Raw genomic sequence first — 15,880 nt, 5'->3', positions numbered from 1 at the left:
TTCTCGTCAGCCGATTCGCATGCCATGGCTTTCACCACGTTTGCGACGGGCCCTGCCGCCGGCCCGTCCCAGCCCCGTCCCTCATGGCCCCGCGGCGTGGACGCGCACGCCGGCGATGGCGCGCTGGACGGCTCCATCGCCCTGGTCCTGGCCGGCCTGCCGCTGCCCAACATCGACACGGCCATCGCCACCGGCAGCCAGGCCCGGCCGTTCCAGCCCATGCTGACCACACCACGCGACATCGCGGCGATCGTGGAGCGGCTCGCGCCGGGCCCGGACAACAGCAAGACCTTGCTGCGTATCGTGCGCTGCGAGCTCAACTGCCAGGGGCTCGCGCCCAGCGATATCCATCTCAAGGGCTGGACCGCGCTGCTGCGGCCCGAACTCTTCGCCGTGCAATGGCCCGGCCTGCAGGCGTTTCGCGACGACATGCTCGCCGCCTGCCGCGGCGACCCCGCCTTGCTCGACGACCGCGCCGCCTTCCGCCGCCTGATCGCCGAGCAAGCCGCGACCGTGCCGCGCCTGCTGCGCAGCTTCCTGGCCGTCTACGAAGCGCCGCTCATCCACTACCTGATCCAGGACCAGGGCGAGGCCACCGCCGAGCGCCAGCGGATCAGCCGCCTGATGGGCACCGACCAGGCCGACAGCGCGGCCAAGCTGCGCAGCTACATCGCCCCGCATGCGCAGGACATCCTGGACTGCGTGAACACGATGGCCGCCCAGGGTTTCGCGACCTCCTCGGTGGAAATCGACATGCTGCTGATGCTGCGCCAGCTGCGCCTGAACCTGCGGCAGATGCACAAGCTGGGCCGGCTGCTGCCCGGACTGGAATGCCGGCACGGATGGCTGTTTCCCAAGGGCCAGTCGCCGCGCAAGTTCATGCACTACCGCCTGGACGACGAGAACATGCGCATCTTCCGCGGCGAGGCCTCGGCCGGCATCGTGCCGGACGGCCGCGCCGGCTTTGCCCATTGCCTGCAGCAGGCCTATCCGGCCGGCGGCAGCCTCAACCAGTGCCTCGAGCTGCTGGAGGTCTGGGCGCCCACGCTGGACGCCAGCGCCCGGCTGACGCATCTGCACAATTTCCGCAGCCGCGGCTTGCTGGTGTCGGCGCGGGCCGGAAGGCTGGCCGTCAATCCCGACCTGGTGTGCCGGCGCACGCGGGAGCTGATCCTGCGCGGCACGCCCGGACTCGGCCCCGCGGCCGGCCAGGGCTGCGCCGCGGCCGCGGAACCCGCCAGCCCGGCGGACGAGCAGCCCGCCGAAAGCGCGGCGCCGGAGCCCGCCCCCTACGGCCTGACCGAAGCAGTGATGACATTCGAATGCCTGCTGCAGGCGCGCGACGAGGGCCGGCTGGGCGACTACCTCGGCCGCGACCTTTTCGGCCGCGAGATCTTCCAACTGGAGGCCATCCGCCAGGCGCTGCGGCCCGCCCGGGCCCATCCGCGCCTGACGGCGATCAAGGAGGCCCTCAAGGGCCTGACCCCCGCGCGGCTGGACGACACGCTGGCCGCCCGGCAATGGCAGCGGCCCCGGGTCGCCATGGCCCGGCTGCCGGCCCGCCTTGTCTCGCTGGCGCGGGAGCTGCCGCTGCTGGCCTTCGCGGGGCACAGCCAGATCGCCGCCCATCTCAACCGGCACGATCCGACGCACTTCTGCACCAGCGCGATGGTGACCGACCTGGTGAAACGGCAGAAGCACGACGGAAAAGCCACCGCCCGCGCCATCGCAGACCTGGCGGCCCGCAAGCTGCTCCACCTCTTCGTGTCGGCCGACGGCCGGCGGCCCAATCTCACCGCCCTGCGCATGCAGCTGATCCTGAGCAATGCAGGCCTGGACCGCCCCGGCCTGCAGACGCTGCTGCGCCCCTACCGGCACCTCATGATCCTGCGACGCTCGCGGCTGATCGACGCCGGCCTGTGGAACGGCTCGGCCGGCCTGCGGGAGACCGCACGCCGGCTCAAGCACAGCCTGGGGCTGCGGCAAGGCGATCCGCTGCCCGACTGGAAGCGCTACATGGAGCATTTCCACCAGCTGTTGTGCCAGCGTGGACCCGGCGAGCAGCCGCTGCTCTACACCGGCCTGGGCGCGATGCGCATCTACGCCGAACTCGAACAGGAACTCGGCGCGGCCGACGAGCCGGCCCCCACCACCAAGCGGGCCGCCGAGGACGGCGAGGACGCTGCCCCCGCCAAACGCGCCCGCATCGAAACGCCCGATGCGGCGCCCGCCGCGCCAGCGCCGCCGGCGCCAGCGCCCTGGAACGCATTCGAGCAGCGGCCGCAGCTGCGGCTGAAGACGCTTTTCCCCGGCCGGGGCGGCCTGTACGAACTGGTCTGCGCGATCGGCAATGCGCTGCAGGATCCGGACGCGGTCGAATCGCTGGAAGGCCTTGCCGATTGCGAGGCAACGCTGGACCTCGCCCTGCACCGGCTCTCCCACGCGCCGGGCGAATCGAAGGGCGTGCGCAGCACGCCGGATGGCCAGGGCTGGGCCCTGCTGCAGCTGTCCGCCCGCCAGTGGCAGGCCGGCGCCGCCGATCTGTTGAACAGCCTCGACATGGCGGTGGTGCAGCGCGGGGCCGGAGAATTCGCCGCCCTGCGCCGCGGCGCCGACAGCCTGTGGCTGCTGCATGCGCAGCAGGCAGAGCCGCAACAGGCCCCGCCGCCGGGCGAGCTCGCCTTGGCCGACGGCCGCTTCGCCGCCGCCCTGCCGGCGGCGGCCTGCCGCGGCGCCATCGGCCGGCAGCTGTCCTACCAGGCCATCGCCGGCTTCGCCGCGGCCTGCGACGCCATCGCCGAACTCACCGGCGACGCGCCGCCCCTCGATGACTTCGCGCGCTGGCTGGACGACCCCTTCGAGCCCACCGAAGGCATGCCGCACGAGCCGCTGGATGCGCTGCGCCGCCGGCTCCACCCCTTCATCGGACTGGAGCAGGTGACGCAGTACCTGCAGGAGCGCCACGGTCAGGCCTGGGTGCCGGGCGAAGCGCTGCCCTCCCTGCTGCCCTGGGACGACGCGCAATCGCTGATGCCCCTGCTCGAACTGTTCACCCGCGGCATGGATCCCGCCCAGGCCGTGCTGCTGGCCCTGCCCGGCACGCCTCATGTGCTGGTGGTGCGCCAACAGGCCGGCATGCCGATGGCCCAGGGCGATGCGGGGCCGCAGCCGCTGCAGGAGCTGCTCGCGTGGATCGCCCAGGGCCTGCAGGACCTGCAGGAGGTCGAGTGCTACTGGCCCTGCGACACCGACCTGTCGAGCGGCCCGGCCGCCGCCTGGTGACCATGGGCTGGCCCCCGCTCCGCACGCCCGACGCCGCCTGCGCGCCTGCCGGCAGCCCGTGGCCCTGCAGCGTTGCCGCGCCCCAGGCGATCGATCCGCCGCCCGGCCGGCTCGACGAAAACACCGAAGCGCTGCTGCATCTGGACGGCGGCACGCCGCCGCCGCAAAAGCGGATCGCCAGGGACACGCGGCCCATGGCCTCCGCGCGGGACGTGGCCCTGGCGCTGCAGCATCTGCCGCCCGGCCCGGTCGGCATCCTGCAGGTGGAGGCGGTGGTCGAACAACGGCTGGCGGCCGGCGGGCTGGGTGTGGTCGGCGAACACCTGCGCCCCTGGATCGCCCTGGCGCGCCCGGAACTCTTTGCCGAGCTCTGGCCCGGCCTGGCCGGCATGAGCGCCTTCGTGCTGAAAGCCTGCCGGCAGGACCGCGGGCTGCTGGGCAACAGCGAGAGATTTCGCGCCCTGATCGCCTGGTGCGCCACGCATTCCGGCGCGGCGCTGACCCATTTCCTGGCCCGGCACGAAGCCGCCCTGATCCACGCGGTGATGCAGCTGCTGAACCTCGGCGCGCCGAACCTGCGTCAGCTGAGCTGCATCATGGGCACCGCCGGCGCCGCCAAGGACGATGCGCTGCGCCAGCGCCTCATGCCGCATGCCCGGGCGATCCAGGACTGCGTGGGCGGCATGGCCCGCGAGGGTTTCGCCACGGCCGTGGTGGAGATCGAGATGCTGCTGCTGGGCTGCGGCCTGCGGCTCAGCCGCTTGCAGATGGACGCGCTGCCGAACCTCCTGGAAGGCCTGGCCTACACCCAGAACTGGTTCTACCCGGTGGGACAGTCGCCGCAGCGCCTGCGCGCCTTCCAGGCCGGCGATCCGGTGCAGCGGCTTTTCCGCGGACACCCGGCGGTCGGCGGCGAGCCGGCGCGGGGCAGCTTCGCCCGCCATCTGCTGGAGACCCATCCGGCCGGCTTCGGCATCGAGCAATGCCGGGACCTGCTGCTCGGCTGGGACCGGAGCCTGGATGCCGACGCCGCCCGCAGGATGACCGAAACGTTCTGCGACGAGGGCTGGCTGACGGGCGTGCAGAACGGCCTGCTGAGCGTCAATCCCGAGCGGGTGTGCGGCACGATGCGCGAAAGCATTCTGGCCAACATCCCGGCGCTCGATCCCCGGCCATCGATCCGGCGGCAGGCCATGGCTCCGCCGGACCTTGCGCCGCCCACGAGAGGCCCCGAGCCTGCGCCGCAGCAGGGCATGCAGGACGACACGCAGCCCGGCGCCGAGGAAGCCCGCGTGGTCTTCGAGCTGCTGCAGTCCGCCTGTCCCGGACAGCTGGCCGACTACGTGCGGCGCGACCCGCTGGGGCGCGAGCACTTCGACCTGGAAAAGATCCACCAGGCGATCCGGCCGCAGCGGCCTGACATCGACGTCCGCAGGATCGACATCTGCCTGCAGGGCGAAACACCCGCACGCATAGCCGCCACCCTGGCGGCGCGGCCATGGCTGCGCGAGCCCGCGCAGCACCGGCGGCTCCGGGCCGACCTCACGCAGCTGTGGCAACAGCTGCCGCTGCTGGCCTTCGTGCAGCCCGGCATGACTGCGGCCTGGATCAACCTGAAAGACCCGGACCATTTCTGCACGGCGGGCATCCTGCAGGACCTGCTGGCCAGACAGCGCACGTGGAACACCCGCGCAGCTGCCGCCCTCGACGCCTTGATCGACGACGGCCACATCCACTACTTCATGCGCCCCGATCTGCGGACACTCGACCAGGCCGCGCTGCACACCCACATGGGCTTGCTGGGCCTGAGCATCCGGGCCGACCGGCTCGCCATGCTGGTGGCCTGCCGCCAGGGCCGCATCGACCTGCAGCCGCAAGCGTTCATCGACCCGGAACTGTGGAACAGCGCCGGGCGCCTGCAGCAGCGCGCACGCGAGCTCATGGCGGTGCTGGGACTGCGGCGCGGCGACAACATGCCGCCCTGGTACAACTTCACCCGGGCCCTGGAACAGACCCTGGCCCGGCACCACCCCGGCCAGCCCGCACGGCGCTACACCGGCGCCTGCGCGATGCAGATCCATGCCAGCCTGCGGCTCGAACTGGAGCTGCAGCTGCTGCCCGATGCCGCCTCCAAACGCCCCGCGGAGGATGCCGAGCCGCTCCCCGCCGCCAAACGCGCGAGCGGGCCGGGCGGCCTGCCCGATGCACTCGACGCAAGCGAACTGGCCGGCCGGATGCAGGCCTGCCGGGCGATGCCGGGCTTCGGCGATGCCTGCGAGGCGATCGGCGAGGCCACGGGCGGCGTGCCGCCGGACGATGCCTTCGCCCGCTGGCTGGCACGGCGGCTGCCCTGGCCGCCAGGCGCCTCGCCAGCGCCACCGGGCACGCAGCCGGAGCACGACCTCAGCCTGGGCCTGGTGGCCCGCTTCCTGGCGCGGACGCAGGGCCGCCGCTGGCTGCCGGTCGACAAGCTCGGGCAGCCGCAGGCCCGGGACGGCGGCCGCGCCTTCGTGAACAAGATCGCCGGGCATGTCTGCGCCCCGGGCGCCGTCGGTTTGCTGCGCCTGCCCCGCGCCGGCCAGATCGTGGCGGTGCGCAGTGTCGACGGCATGGCTTCGGCCTGCGTCGGCGGGGGAGCGGTGCGGCTGGCCGAGCTGCTGGCCTGGGACCTGCGCGAGCCGCCCCGCCGCCAGGCCGAGTTCTACCTGCCCTGCAGCAGCTGAAGCCTCACCAGGCCCGGGCCACCTGGGCGAAGCCGTGCGGCGCCTGCTTCTCGTCCTCGAAAGTGACGACCTCGTAGCTGGCCGGGTCGGCCAGCAGGGCGCGCAGCAGCTTGTTGTTCATCGCATGGCCGGAACGGAAGGCGCTGTAGGCCGCCAGCAGCGGCTTGCCCACGCAGTAAAGGTCGCCGATGGCGTCGAGGATCTTGTGCTTGACGAACTCGTCGTCGTAGCGCAGGCCGCCCACGTTCAGCACCTTGTAGTCGTCCATGACGATGGCGTTGTCCAGCCCGCCGCCCAGCGCCAGGCCGTTGGCCCGCATCATCTCGACATCGCGGGTGAAGCCGAAGGTGCGGGCCCGGGCGATGTCGCGGCTGTAGCTGCCCTCGCCCAGGTCGAATTCGAAACGCTGGCCGGTGGAGTCGACCGCCGGATGGTGGAAATCGATCTCGAAGCTGAGCTTGTAGCCGTGGTAGGGATCGAGCCGCGCCCACTTGGCCGCGGCGCCCTCGCCCTCGCGCACTTCGACGGGTTTCAGCATGCGGATGAAGCGGCGCGGCGCGCGCTGCAGCTCGATGCCGGCGCTCTGCAGCAGGAAGACGAAGGACGACGATGAACCATCGAGGATGGGCACCTCCTCGGCGGTGATGTCCACGTAGAGGTTGTCCAGCCCCAGGCCGGCGCAGGCCGACATCAGGTGCTCGATGGTGTGGACCTTGGCGCTGCCCACGTTGATGGTGGAGGCCAGCCGGGTGTCGTTGACCGCCATGGCGGTGACCGGGATGTCCACCGGCTCGGGCAGGTCGACCCTGCGGAACACGATGCCGGTGTCGGGCTGGGCCGGGCGCAGCGTCAGTTCCACCCGCTGGCCCGAGTGCAGGCCGACGCCGACGGCGCGGGTGAGGGTCTTGAGCGTGCGTTGCTGGAGCATGGGCGGCATTCTAGGTTTCCCGGCGGCCCCTTGCAGCCCTGTGCTCTCTATCGCGCGCATAGGCCGGCTTCGCGCGGCGCCGTGCGGCTTCGGCAAGCGCCGCGACGGCCACCGGCACCGGCAGACCATGGCGGACGCCCTCACATCCGCAGCTCACGCCATGGCATTCCTATCGCAGGCACCGGGACATTCCTCCGCCTCGCCCCCCGCCCAATTGCCGCCCGCCGCCGGGACGGCCGGGCCCGCGCCCCGCGCCGAGCCCATGCCCGCCCCGCCGCCCTGGCCCGCCCGCGACGCTGCCGGCGCCCCTGCCGCCGCCTTCCAGCCGGTGCCCAAGCCACGCAAGTCCGACCGGCTCATGCCCAGGCCGGCGGACGTCGCCTGGGCGCTGGCCAAGCTGCCCGAGGAACTCAACAGCGTGCCGGCGGTGCTCGCCGCCGTCGGCCAGGCCCTGAGCGCACGCGGACTGGCCACGTCCTGCCGGCATCTGCGCGCCTGGATCGCGCTGGCGCGTCCGGACCTCTTCGCCGAGCAATGGCCGGGCCTGCGCGAGCTTTTCGACCAGGCGTTGGCCACCTGCCGGCGCGAGCCCTGGCGGCTGGAGGACAGCGCCGGCTTTCGCCAGCTGATCGCGCAATGCGCCCAGGCCCATGAGCTGGCCCCCAACCATTTCCTGGCGACACACGAATCGGCGCTGGCACACCGGCTGATATTCGAGGTGGCGCAACGTGCGCCGAGCCGCAAGGAAATGTGCATGCTGATGGGCACGCAGTTCAGCCTGCGCCTGGCCCGGGGCCGCGAGCACATCACACCGCATGCCCAGGCCATTTCCGAATGCGTGGCCGCCATGGCCAGGGAAGGCTTCGCCACGACCGATGCCGAGATCACCGTGCTGCTGCTGCGCCGGCAGATCCGGCTGAACAGCCGCCAGCTCAAGGACCTGCCCCTGGCCGTGCCCGGCATCGCCCATTCCGACCGCTGGTTTCATCCGCCCGAGGACGCGCCGGACAAATACTTCGTCTTCCGGATGGACGACCCGGGCGCGTGGTTGTTCCGCGGCGTGGCACCGATCGGCATCGAAGGCACCGGGCAGCCCAGCTTCGCGCGCCATCTGGTGACGACCGAGCCGGCTGGCTGCAGCACCGCGCGCTGCCAGGCGCTGCTCGCTGCCTGGGCCCCCCTGCTGGAGCGGACCGTCGTCGCGCTGCAGATCGAACGCTTCCTGCGCAGCGGCTGGCTGCTCGACCGGGGCGCGGACCGGCTCGTGGTCAACCCCGAACTGGTGTGCGGCTGGCTGCGCCGGCGCATCCTGGCTGGCTGGCCGCCGCACCAGCCCCCGGCGGTGGCGCCGGCGCCGCCGCCGCCGGCCGACCGGGAACCCGACGCATTCGACGACGAGGCGGACATCGACACCGTGCCCATCCCCCGCTACGGCATCGCGCACACGCGGGCGGTCTTCGAAATGCTGGCGTCCTGCGATGCGGCCGGGCTGGCGGCACTGGTGACCGATGACTACCTGGGCCGCGAAATCTTCGACTTCCGAAAGATCAGCCAGGCGCTGGCATCCCACCGTCCGGCCGTCGGCCGCGCCGCCATCGTGTTCATCCTCCAGGGCCATACGCCGGGCAGCATCGGCCGCACCCTGGCCGCCGCGCAATGGCGCCTGGAGAACAGCAGCTCCGAGCAGCTGGCGATCAACCTGGCCGCCCTGCGCAGCCGGATGCCGCTGCTGGCTTTCGCCAAACGCTGCACGATCGCACGCTGGATCAACCTGATCGACCCACAGCACTGGTGTTCGACGGGCTTTCTGCAGCACTACATCCGCACCCTGCCCATCGACGAGCAGCGCGCGGCTCGCACGCTCGACGCCATGATCCGCGACGAGCGCATCCTGCTCTTCGCTAACCGCGACTGCAGCGGGGTGCATACCAGCACCCTGCGCACCCATCTGGGCCTGATGGGCATCGGCGTGGACGCCAACAGGCTCAAGCTTCTGCTGAAGGAGCGCCGTGAGCAGATCCGCGTGGTGCGCCAGGAATTCATCCCACCGGCCGGCTGGCGCACCCGCCTGCAGCAGCAGCTGCGCGTTCAGGAGTTGATGTGCACCCTCGGCCTGCAGCGCGGCGGCCGGATGCCGTCCTGGAAAACTTATATGAAGGCGTTTCAGGCCACCTTCTGCGCACGCCGGGGCCAGCCGCCGCTGCGCTTCAGCGGCATCTGCGCGATGCTGGGCTACAGCGAGCTGGCGCTCGAACTCGAGCCGAGGATGCTGCGGGGTCAGTCACCCAAGCGCCCGGCCGAGGACCCCGAAAGTCCGCCCTCGGCCAGGCGGGCCCGCCACGATGGGCCGCCCGCGGCCGGCCCCCCGGACCCCGGCCCGCGGCTCGGGTGAAGGCTTCGCCTGCGGCCGTGCGTTTTCGGGACCCTGCGCGGACCCGTCGGCCCAGGACACAACATGGCGGACTTCCGCCTTGCCTCAGCCCGCGCCATGGACATCTTCTTCAACACCCCGTCCCTTGCAACTCCATCCTGGAGTTCCGATTCGTCGATCGCGCCTGCGCAAGCCGACACATCCCCGAGTGGCGGCCCGAATCGCCGGGCCAGGCGATCGCCACATTCCTGCCACCCATTGAAGCCCTGGACGATCCGGCCGTTTTCCTGCCGCCGCATCAGGCCTCGCCGACCACGCCGGGGCCGGCCGACGTGGCCTGGGCGCTGGCGGAGCTGTCGGCCACCGAACTCACCGCCCGCAACGCCATGCGCAAGGTCCGCGAGGTGTTTGCCAGGCGGCAGCTCAACGTCTACTGCCGGCACCTGCCGGGCTGGCTCGCGCTGGCGCGCCCCGACCTGTACGAGGACCGCTGGCCCGGGCTGGGCCGGATGTACCAGGAGCTCCGGCACGCCTGCAGCACCGGCACACGGCTGCTGGACGCCGGCGGTACATGGCGGCAGCACATCACCTGGTATGCCCGCCATTACGGCTTGCCGCTCACCCATTTCCTGGCACTCCACGAAACCGCCCTGGTGCACCAGCTGGTGTGGGAGCTGCGGGGCAGCCTGCCCAGCCGCGACACCATCGCCACCCTCATGCAGACCTGCGGCGGCGGCGGCATGCACACGGTGCAAGGCCAGGCCCGCATCGTCGACCACACCAACAGCATCGTGACCTGCGTGAACGCCATGGCCGAGCACGGCTTTCCCACGGCCGGCCTGGAGATCTGCATGCTGCTGCTGGCCCGCGGAGTGCGGCTGACCAAGGAGCAGATGCGCGATCTGCCGCTGGCCGTGCCCGGGCTCGCCTATGCCGGCGGCTGGTACTTTCCCGAGGCCGAACAGCCGGTGCGTTTCCTCGGTTGCCGATGCGACGACCCCGAGCTGCAGCTCTTTCGCGGCTTCGCGCCGATGGGCCTGGATTCGACCGGGCAGGCCAGCTTCGCGAAGCACCTGGTGCACAGCCATCCGGAAGGCTGCAGCCTGCAGCAGTGCCAGGCGCTGCTGCGCGCCTGGAACACCGGCCTGGACGAGCGTGCTGCGTGCGACTACACCGCGGCGTTCCGCCGCAACGCGTGGCTGCTGCCGATCAGCGAAACGCGGTTCACCGTCGATCCCGACCTGGTCTGCACCTCCCTGCGCCAGTTCATCCTGGCGAACTGCACGCAGCCCGGCTCGTGGCTGGCGCACCGCCATATGCCAGACGCGGCGTCGCAGACCGGCGAGACGCCGGCCGACGGCCACGGCGTGCGGGAGAGCCGCCTGGTATTCGGGCTGCTGGCGCAGGCCGTTCAGAGGCATGCGCTGGACAGCTACCTGCAGACCGACTGCCGCGGGCGCCAGGTCTTCCACAACAAAAAGATCCGGCAGCAGCTGCTGGCAAGCCATCCCGGCCTCTGCGACACCGCCATACGCGACTGCCTAGCGCATGAGCTGCCCGCCCACATCGACCGCACCCTGGCGGCCCGGCAGTGGCTCAAAGCACCGGCCAGCCGGGAGCAACTCGCGGCATCCCTCGCCACCCTGCAGGCCAGGCTGCCGCTGCTGGCCTTCACCGACCGCAGCGTGCTCGCGGCCTGGGTCAACCGGATCGATCCCGAGCACTATTGCACGGCCAAGATGCTCTCGCAGTACATCAGGAGACTGCCGAACAGCGAAGCGCGCGCCGTCAAGAAGCTCGACGAACTCATAGGCGGAGCATCGCTGAGCTGCTACCTGGTGCCGGAATGCAGGCTGCTCGACCTGTACGCCCTGCGCAACCAGCTGGGGCTGCAGGGCATCAGCATCACACGCAAGCGCCTGATGGAACTGGTGCTGGAGCGGCGCGACGCGATCGCCGCCGCGCAGGGCGATCCCGTCGACGCCCGGCTCTGGGACACCAGTTCCCGACGCCAGGCGCGGGTGCGCGAAATCATGGCGCTGCGCAAGCTGGAGCCCGGCAGCCCCATGCCGTCCTGGCCGCTTTTCGAGGAGGCGCTGGAGCAGGTCTTGCAGGTGCACGCGCCGGGCGGCGCGCGACGACATTTCAGCGGCAGCTGCGCGATGGAGATCTACGGCCACCTCGAACTGGAACTGGCACAGCGGCCGTCTCCCCGCCCGACCGCAGACCCCCTCCCCGAGCCGGCGCCCCTGCCGCAGCAGCCGGACGGCGCCGCGGACCTGCAGCGCCGCAAACGCACAGCCGGCGAGGCGCAGGACATGCCCGACGAGCCGGTGGCCAGACGCACGCGCAGCGCGGCCGCCCGGGTGCCACGAGCCGGTGCCGAACGACGCGGCAGACCGGGGATCAGAAGCTGACCTTGACCTCTGCCGCGATGAGCGCCGGAACGGTTCAGGCGCTTTCGGCCGCCTCGCTCCAGGGCAGGCGGGCATCGAGCAGGAAGGCCGGCGTTTTCAGGCTGTAGGCCACCCGCAGCGCGGTTTCCTGCGGCGCGAGCCGGCTCGCGCCCGGCAGCGCGCGGATCCGCTCCAGCCTTTCGGTGAGCAAAAAACGCAGGGTGTGGCGCTCGACCGGGTCGTGGCCCAAGGCCTCCCTGCCTTCGATCATGCGCAGCACCGGCGCCTCGGCCAGGAAATCCTCGTAGTCGCGCCAGCCCACATGGCCGCGCACCCAGGCGCTCAGGCGGTGCGACAGGCAGGCGCAGGCGGCCTTGAAGCTCATCGAGAGGTAGAGGATGCCGATCGAGGGCGGGTCGGCCGCCGGCGCTTGCGCCAGCAGCGCGGGCAGTTCGCGCAGGTCCAGGCGAGCCTCGGCCAGCTTGCGGGCCAGGTCCTCGAAAAAGCGGATCTCGTCGGCGATCTCCACCGTGATCCGGTCGCGCTCCCGGTGCAGCGCGGCGACGATGAAGGCGTTGACCTGCTGCACCTCGGGCAGCGCATGCGGATCGACCATGCCGGCCGGCAATTCGACCCGCCGCGCCGGCCGCGGCGGCCGTGCGGGCAGGGAACGCAGCACCGCGTTGCCGCGGCATTCCCACGGCTCGCGCCGGGCGTTGAGTTCGCGCGCCACCACCGCCAGCAGCTCGTCCTCGTCGGGCAGGCCGGGCAGGCCGGGCAGCCATTGGCGGGCATCCCGCAGTTCGTCATCGGTCAAGGCACGCAGCGCCGGATGCTGCGGGTGGTGCCGGCTTTCGCGCAGCACGCACAACAGCCTCTCCTCGTCGCAGGACAGCGGCCGCGACGCCTGCGCGGCGGGCGGGCCGGATGTGCCCAGGGTCGGGAGCATGACAGCCTGACAGTGATGGAAAGCCTGCCATGGTTGCCGGGCCGCGGGCCGGCGCCAGACAGGCTCACGCAGCCACGGCCAGAAGCGCGAAGCGGCGCAAGTCCGCCGGGACCAGCCATCGACATTCACTGCAGCCAGCCAGGACTCGCTTGCTTTCGCATCGATAACAGAGTGAATTCCCAAGAGATACCATAGTAGAAAAAACACCCATACCATAGTGAATTGATGAACTCTTCCACGCTCGCGTGTGGAGGTGCGAGGGCAGCAGGTCTGGCCGCTGGCAGAAGCCCTGTGCATGACGGGCCCCCAGTTCTTTGTGAACAACCCCCGTGAGGCGGAAATCGCACTGGCCATGGTGCGCCATGCGTCCGAACTGCTGACCACGCTGCTGGCAGGCGCCACGATGATGACGGCGGCTGCCCGCCTGGCCGGCGCTTTCGAGTTCATCGGCCGTGCCGACGAGGCCGACCGCATCGTGAAAGCCTTCGCCCAGATGAAGATCAAGCTCAAGCCGGTCAACCCTTTCCGCCTTCCAGAGCCCACGCTGGAGCCGAGCCGGGATCGTTCGCCATACGTGCTGCGCCTGCGCTCGATGTGGATGGGCTGGCGCCAGGACGTCATCGCGGCCTTCCCGCCAGCGCCCGGACTGCAGGCCGATGCAGAGGCGTACCTCGCACAGGTCGAGGAGCGGTATGCCGCGGACGCCTACAACTCCTTGTCGATCGAGGGTTACCGCGTCACCGACGAACTCATCGAGCGAGTAGCGATGGGTGACGGGGATCCCGACGGGGATCCGGAACACAACCAAACCAGGGATGCCCTGGCAGCGCGGGGATATTTCCAGGCTTTCCATGCGGTCAAGGACAGCATCGCCAGGGTGCTGGCGGGCGAAGATGCCGGAACCGTGGTCGGGCGTGACCACCATGACTGGTATGCGGCACTGTTCGGTTCCGCGGTGAGCGCCGGCATGGTGGCACGCAGCCAGCTGGCCGGTTATCGCAGCGGTCCCATCTTCATCCGCAACTCGATGCACACGCCGCTGCCGCGCGAAGCCATCCTGGACTCGCTCGAAGCACTCTGGGACCTGCTGAAGACCGAGCCCGAGGCCTGCGTGCGCGCAGTGCTGGGACACCACCTCTTCGTTTTCATCCACCCCTATTTCGATGGCAACGGCCGGATCGGAAGGTTTCTGATGAACGCGCTGCTGGCCTCCGGCGGTTATCCCTGGACGGTCATCCGGGTGAGCCGGCGCGACGACTACATGGCTGCCCTGGAAGCCGCCAGCGTCGAGGGCCGGATCACGCCCCTGGCGACATTCATCGCGCAGGAGATGGCGCAATGGCAGCCGGGGCGCGCATCGGGCCCGAAAGCCCGATAGCGAATGCCGGCCCCGGCACGCGGCGCGCTCAATCGCCGTTCGCCTTGTAGAGCGCGATGCCGGCGTCGAGCAGGAAAGCCTGCGAACGCAGGCCATAAGCCGCCCGCTGGGCCAGCTCATCCATCGACAGCCGGTCGCCGCCGGGCAGGGAGAAGATCTGGCCGATGCGCTGGGTCAGGGCATAGGCCAGGGTGTGGCTGGCCAACGGGTCCGAACACAGTGCGTCCTTGCCTTCGAGCAGGCGCAGGGCCAGCATCTTGTAGACCTTGTCCAGGTCGGTTTGGCCGACGCAGCCGGCCTGCTGCTCCTTCATGCGCATGCCGATCAAACGCCCGGCGGCCTGAGGGCTCATGACCTGGTAGAGCCTGGCGATCACCGGCAGATCGATCGTCGGGGCCTGGGCCAGGTACCGCTCCAGCTCCTCGGCAAGCATGGGCGCCGTGGACTGGGAAAAGGCCAGCGTCTCGAAGAAACGGATCGCCTCGACCATCTCGGCCGTGATCGTGCCCTGCTCCAGCGCATGTTCGATGAAGGCCGCGACCTGCCCATGATCGGCCGGATCCTGCGGCGAGCGGAACACCTCGGCCAGGGCCGGCTGCTCGATGGGTGCGTGCGCGCCGGCGGGGATGTTCTTCAGCAGCGCGCCGGCGCTGCGCTCGTGCAGCGAACGGCGTGCCTCCAGCTCATGCTCCAGGGCCTTCAGCAGCTGCTCGCTGTCCGGCTGTTCGGCGATGACGGACCTGGCGTTCTCCAGCCGGTCCAGCGTGTAGTCCGTCAAGGCGGGGTACTGGCCCGGCCGGGCGGCCGCCCTGCGCAGGGCCACGACCACCTTCTGGCTTTCGGTGACGACCGGATATCGGAGCATGGCGGTTCCGCCCGGGACCTCGGAAAGAATGTGGGTGTACATGAGAGTGGCTCCGGTTTTGGGAAAGCCGCCATCGTTCATCGCCGCAGGATCGCCCCGAAACAGCCGCGCGAACGGCCTGCCGCCGGCACGAAGCGGCCGGGCTGAACTCAGCGCTGCCCGCGCACGCCGAAGACCACCCGTTCGGCCAGCTCGTTCATCGACAGCCGGTCGCCTCCGGGCATCGCATGGATCTGCGCCATGCGCTCGGTCAGGACATGGGCCAGGGTGTGGCGGGCGGCGGGCGCGGTGCAGGCCGCATCCTGGCCATCGAGGATGCGCAGCACCATGTTCTTGAGGATCCCGTCCTTTTCCCGCTGGCCGATGATGCCCGCATGCAGCAGGTACTGGCGTGTGGACATGCAGGCGCTGGCGGCCGGGGCGCTCATCCGGCCGTAGAGATGGGCGATCGCCTGCGGGCTGCTGAGGGGCGCGCCGCGCAGATGCTTGAGCAGATCCTGCGGCAGCATCGCCGGCACGGTGCGCGAGCGCTCCAGCGCTTCGTAGAAACGGATCTCGTCGGCCATGTCCTGGCTGATCGCGCCTTGCTGCAGGGTCTCGGCCAGGAAGGCTTCGACCTGCGCCTCGGTGGGCAGATCGTGCGGCGGACGGAAGACCTCGGCCAGGGCCAGCGGCCCGCTCGGGGCCTGGGCGGCGGGCAGGTTCTTCAGCAGCGCCTGGCCGCTGTGTTCGCGCAGGCTGCGGCGTGCGGCCAGTTCCTGCTCCGCGGCTTCGAAGGCTTGTTTGCCATCGGGATCGTGAGGGGATGCCGACGCACTGGCGCCAGCGGAATTCGGTGAGATCTCGCCGAACATGAAGTCGCTCCAGGGGTGAAAGGAGCGCGATCGTTCATCGCCCCATCACCCGCACGGCGCCCGGGCGCGAAACCCTGGCCCGTGCCACGAAGCGGCCGCCCCAAAAGAAAACGGCTCCCTCGCGGGAGCCGTCA

General features: G+C 70.7%; 9 protein-coding genes. 5 read left to right on the top strand and 4 right to left on the bottom strand.

Annotated features, from left to right (window positions below; genetic code table 11):
• Nucleotides 1-96 precede the first annotated feature (96 nt).
• A complete protein-coding gene (locus tag GT347_RS18320; protein ID WP_160553572.1) occupies nt 97-3,282 on the top strand; it encodes a hypothetical protein in 3,186 nt (1,061 codons plus the stop codon).
• Between the two features lie 2 nt (nt 3,283-3,284).
• Entirely contained in the window at nt 3,285-6,005 is a 2,721-nt protein-coding gene (locus GT347_RS18315; protein WP_160553571.1) for a hypothetical protein, read from the top strand.
• A 4-nt stretch (nt 6,006-6,009) separates the two neighbouring features.
• Here the strand turns inward: GT347_RS18315 and lpxC are convergent, their stop codons facing one another.
• Nucleotides 6,010-6,933 (bottom strand): UDP-3-O-acyl-N-acetylglucosamine deacetylase, encoded by a 924-nt coding sequence (gene lpxC, locus GT347_RS18310; protein WP_160553570.1) that lies wholly within the window; start codon nt 6,931-6,933, stop codon nt 6,010-6,012.
• 262 nt (nt 6,934-7,195) lie between these two features.
• Here lpxC and GT347_RS18305 point away from each other — a divergent pair, with 262 nt between their 5' ends.
• Nucleotides 7,196-9,325 carry a hypothetical protein gene (locus GT347_RS18305; protein WP_160553569.1) on the top strand — a complete coding sequence of 710 codons (2,130 nt, stop codon included), beginning with the start codon at nt 7,196-7,198 and terminating at the stop codon, nt 9,323-9,325.
• A gap of 311 nt (nt 9,326-9,636) precedes the next feature.
• Entirely contained in the window at nt 9,637-11,721 is a 2,085-nt protein-coding gene (locus GT347_RS18300) for a hypothetical protein (protein WP_160553568.1), read from the top strand.
• Between the two features lie 34 nt (nt 11,722-11,755).
• Here the strand turns inward: GT347_RS18300 and GT347_RS18295 are convergent, their stop codons facing one another.
• Nucleotides 11,756-12,649 carry a hypothetical protein gene (locus tag GT347_RS18295; RefSeq protein WP_160553567.1) on the bottom strand — a complete coding sequence of 298 codons (894 nt, stop codon included), beginning with the start codon at nt 12,647-12,649 and terminating at the stop codon, nt 11,756-11,758.
• 295 nt (nt 12,650-12,944) lie between these two features.
• Between GT347_RS18295 and GT347_RS18290 the strand changes: the two genes are divergently transcribed.
• On the top strand, nt 12,945-14,027 hold the full coding sequence (locus tag GT347_RS18290; protein WP_160553566.1) for a Fic family protein: 1,083 nt from the start codon (nt 12,945-12,947) through the stop codon (nt 14,025-14,027).
• A 28-nt stretch (nt 14,028-14,055) separates the two neighbouring features.
• Here the strand turns inward: GT347_RS18290 and GT347_RS18285 are convergent, their stop codons facing one another.
• Both GT347_RS18285 and GT347_RS18280 read right to left on the bottom strand, forming a co-directional pair.
• The gene (locus GT347_RS18285; protein ID WP_160553565.1) at nt 14,056-14,892 is read right to left on the bottom strand and encodes a hypothetical protein; all 837 of its coding nucleotides are present in this window, start codon (nt 14,890-14,892) and stop codon (nt 14,056-14,058) included.
• Nucleotides 14,893-15,041: 149 nt separating this feature from the next.
• Complete coding sequence (locus GT347_RS18280; RefSeq protein ID WP_160553564.1) at nt 15,042-15,746, bottom strand: hypothetical protein; 705 nt, start codon at nt 15,744-15,746, stop codon at nt 15,042-15,044.
• Nucleotides 15,747-15,880 lie beyond the last annotated feature (134 nt).

It is taken from the genome of Xylophilus rhododendri, assembly GCF_009906855.1.
Classification (GTDB): domain Bacteria; phylum Pseudomonadota; class Gammaproteobacteria; order Burkholderiales; family Burkholderiaceae_C; genus Xylophilus; species Xylophilus rhododendri.
This window is presented reverse-complemented; position numbering and strand designations above follow the sequence as displayed.

What these genes read in the sequence shown, in the direction of transcription:
- GT347_RS18315 (WP_160553571.1), top strand. Translation starts at nt 3,285, where the DNA reads ATGGGCTGGCCCCCGCTCCGCACGCCCGACGCCGCCTGCGCGCCTGCC.
- lpxC (WP_160553570.1), bottom strand. Translation starts at nt 6,933, where the DNA reads ATGCTCCAGCAACGCACGCTCAAGACCCTCACCCGCGCCGTCGGCGTC.
- GT347_RS18305 (WP_160553569.1), top strand. Translation starts at nt 7,196, where the DNA reads ATGCCCGCCCCGCCGCCCTGGCCCGCCCGCGACGCTGCCGGCGCCCCT.
- GT347_RS18295 (WP_160553567.1), bottom strand. Translation starts at nt 12,649, where the DNA reads ATGCTCCCGACCCTGGGCACATCCGGCCCGCCCGCCGCGCAGGCGTCG.
- GT347_RS18290 (WP_160553566.1), top strand. Translation starts at nt 12,945, where the DNA reads ATGACGGGCCCCCAGTTCTTTGTGAACAACCCCCGTGAGGCGGAAATC.
- GT347_RS18285 (WP_160553565.1), bottom strand. Translation starts at nt 14,892, where the DNA reads ATGCTCCGATATCCGGTCGTCACCGAAAGCCAGAAGGTGGTCGTGGCC.
- GT347_RS18280 (WP_160553564.1), bottom strand. Translation starts at nt 15,746, where the DNA reads ATGTTCGGCGAGATCTCACCGAATTCCGCTGGCGCCAGTGCGTCGGCA.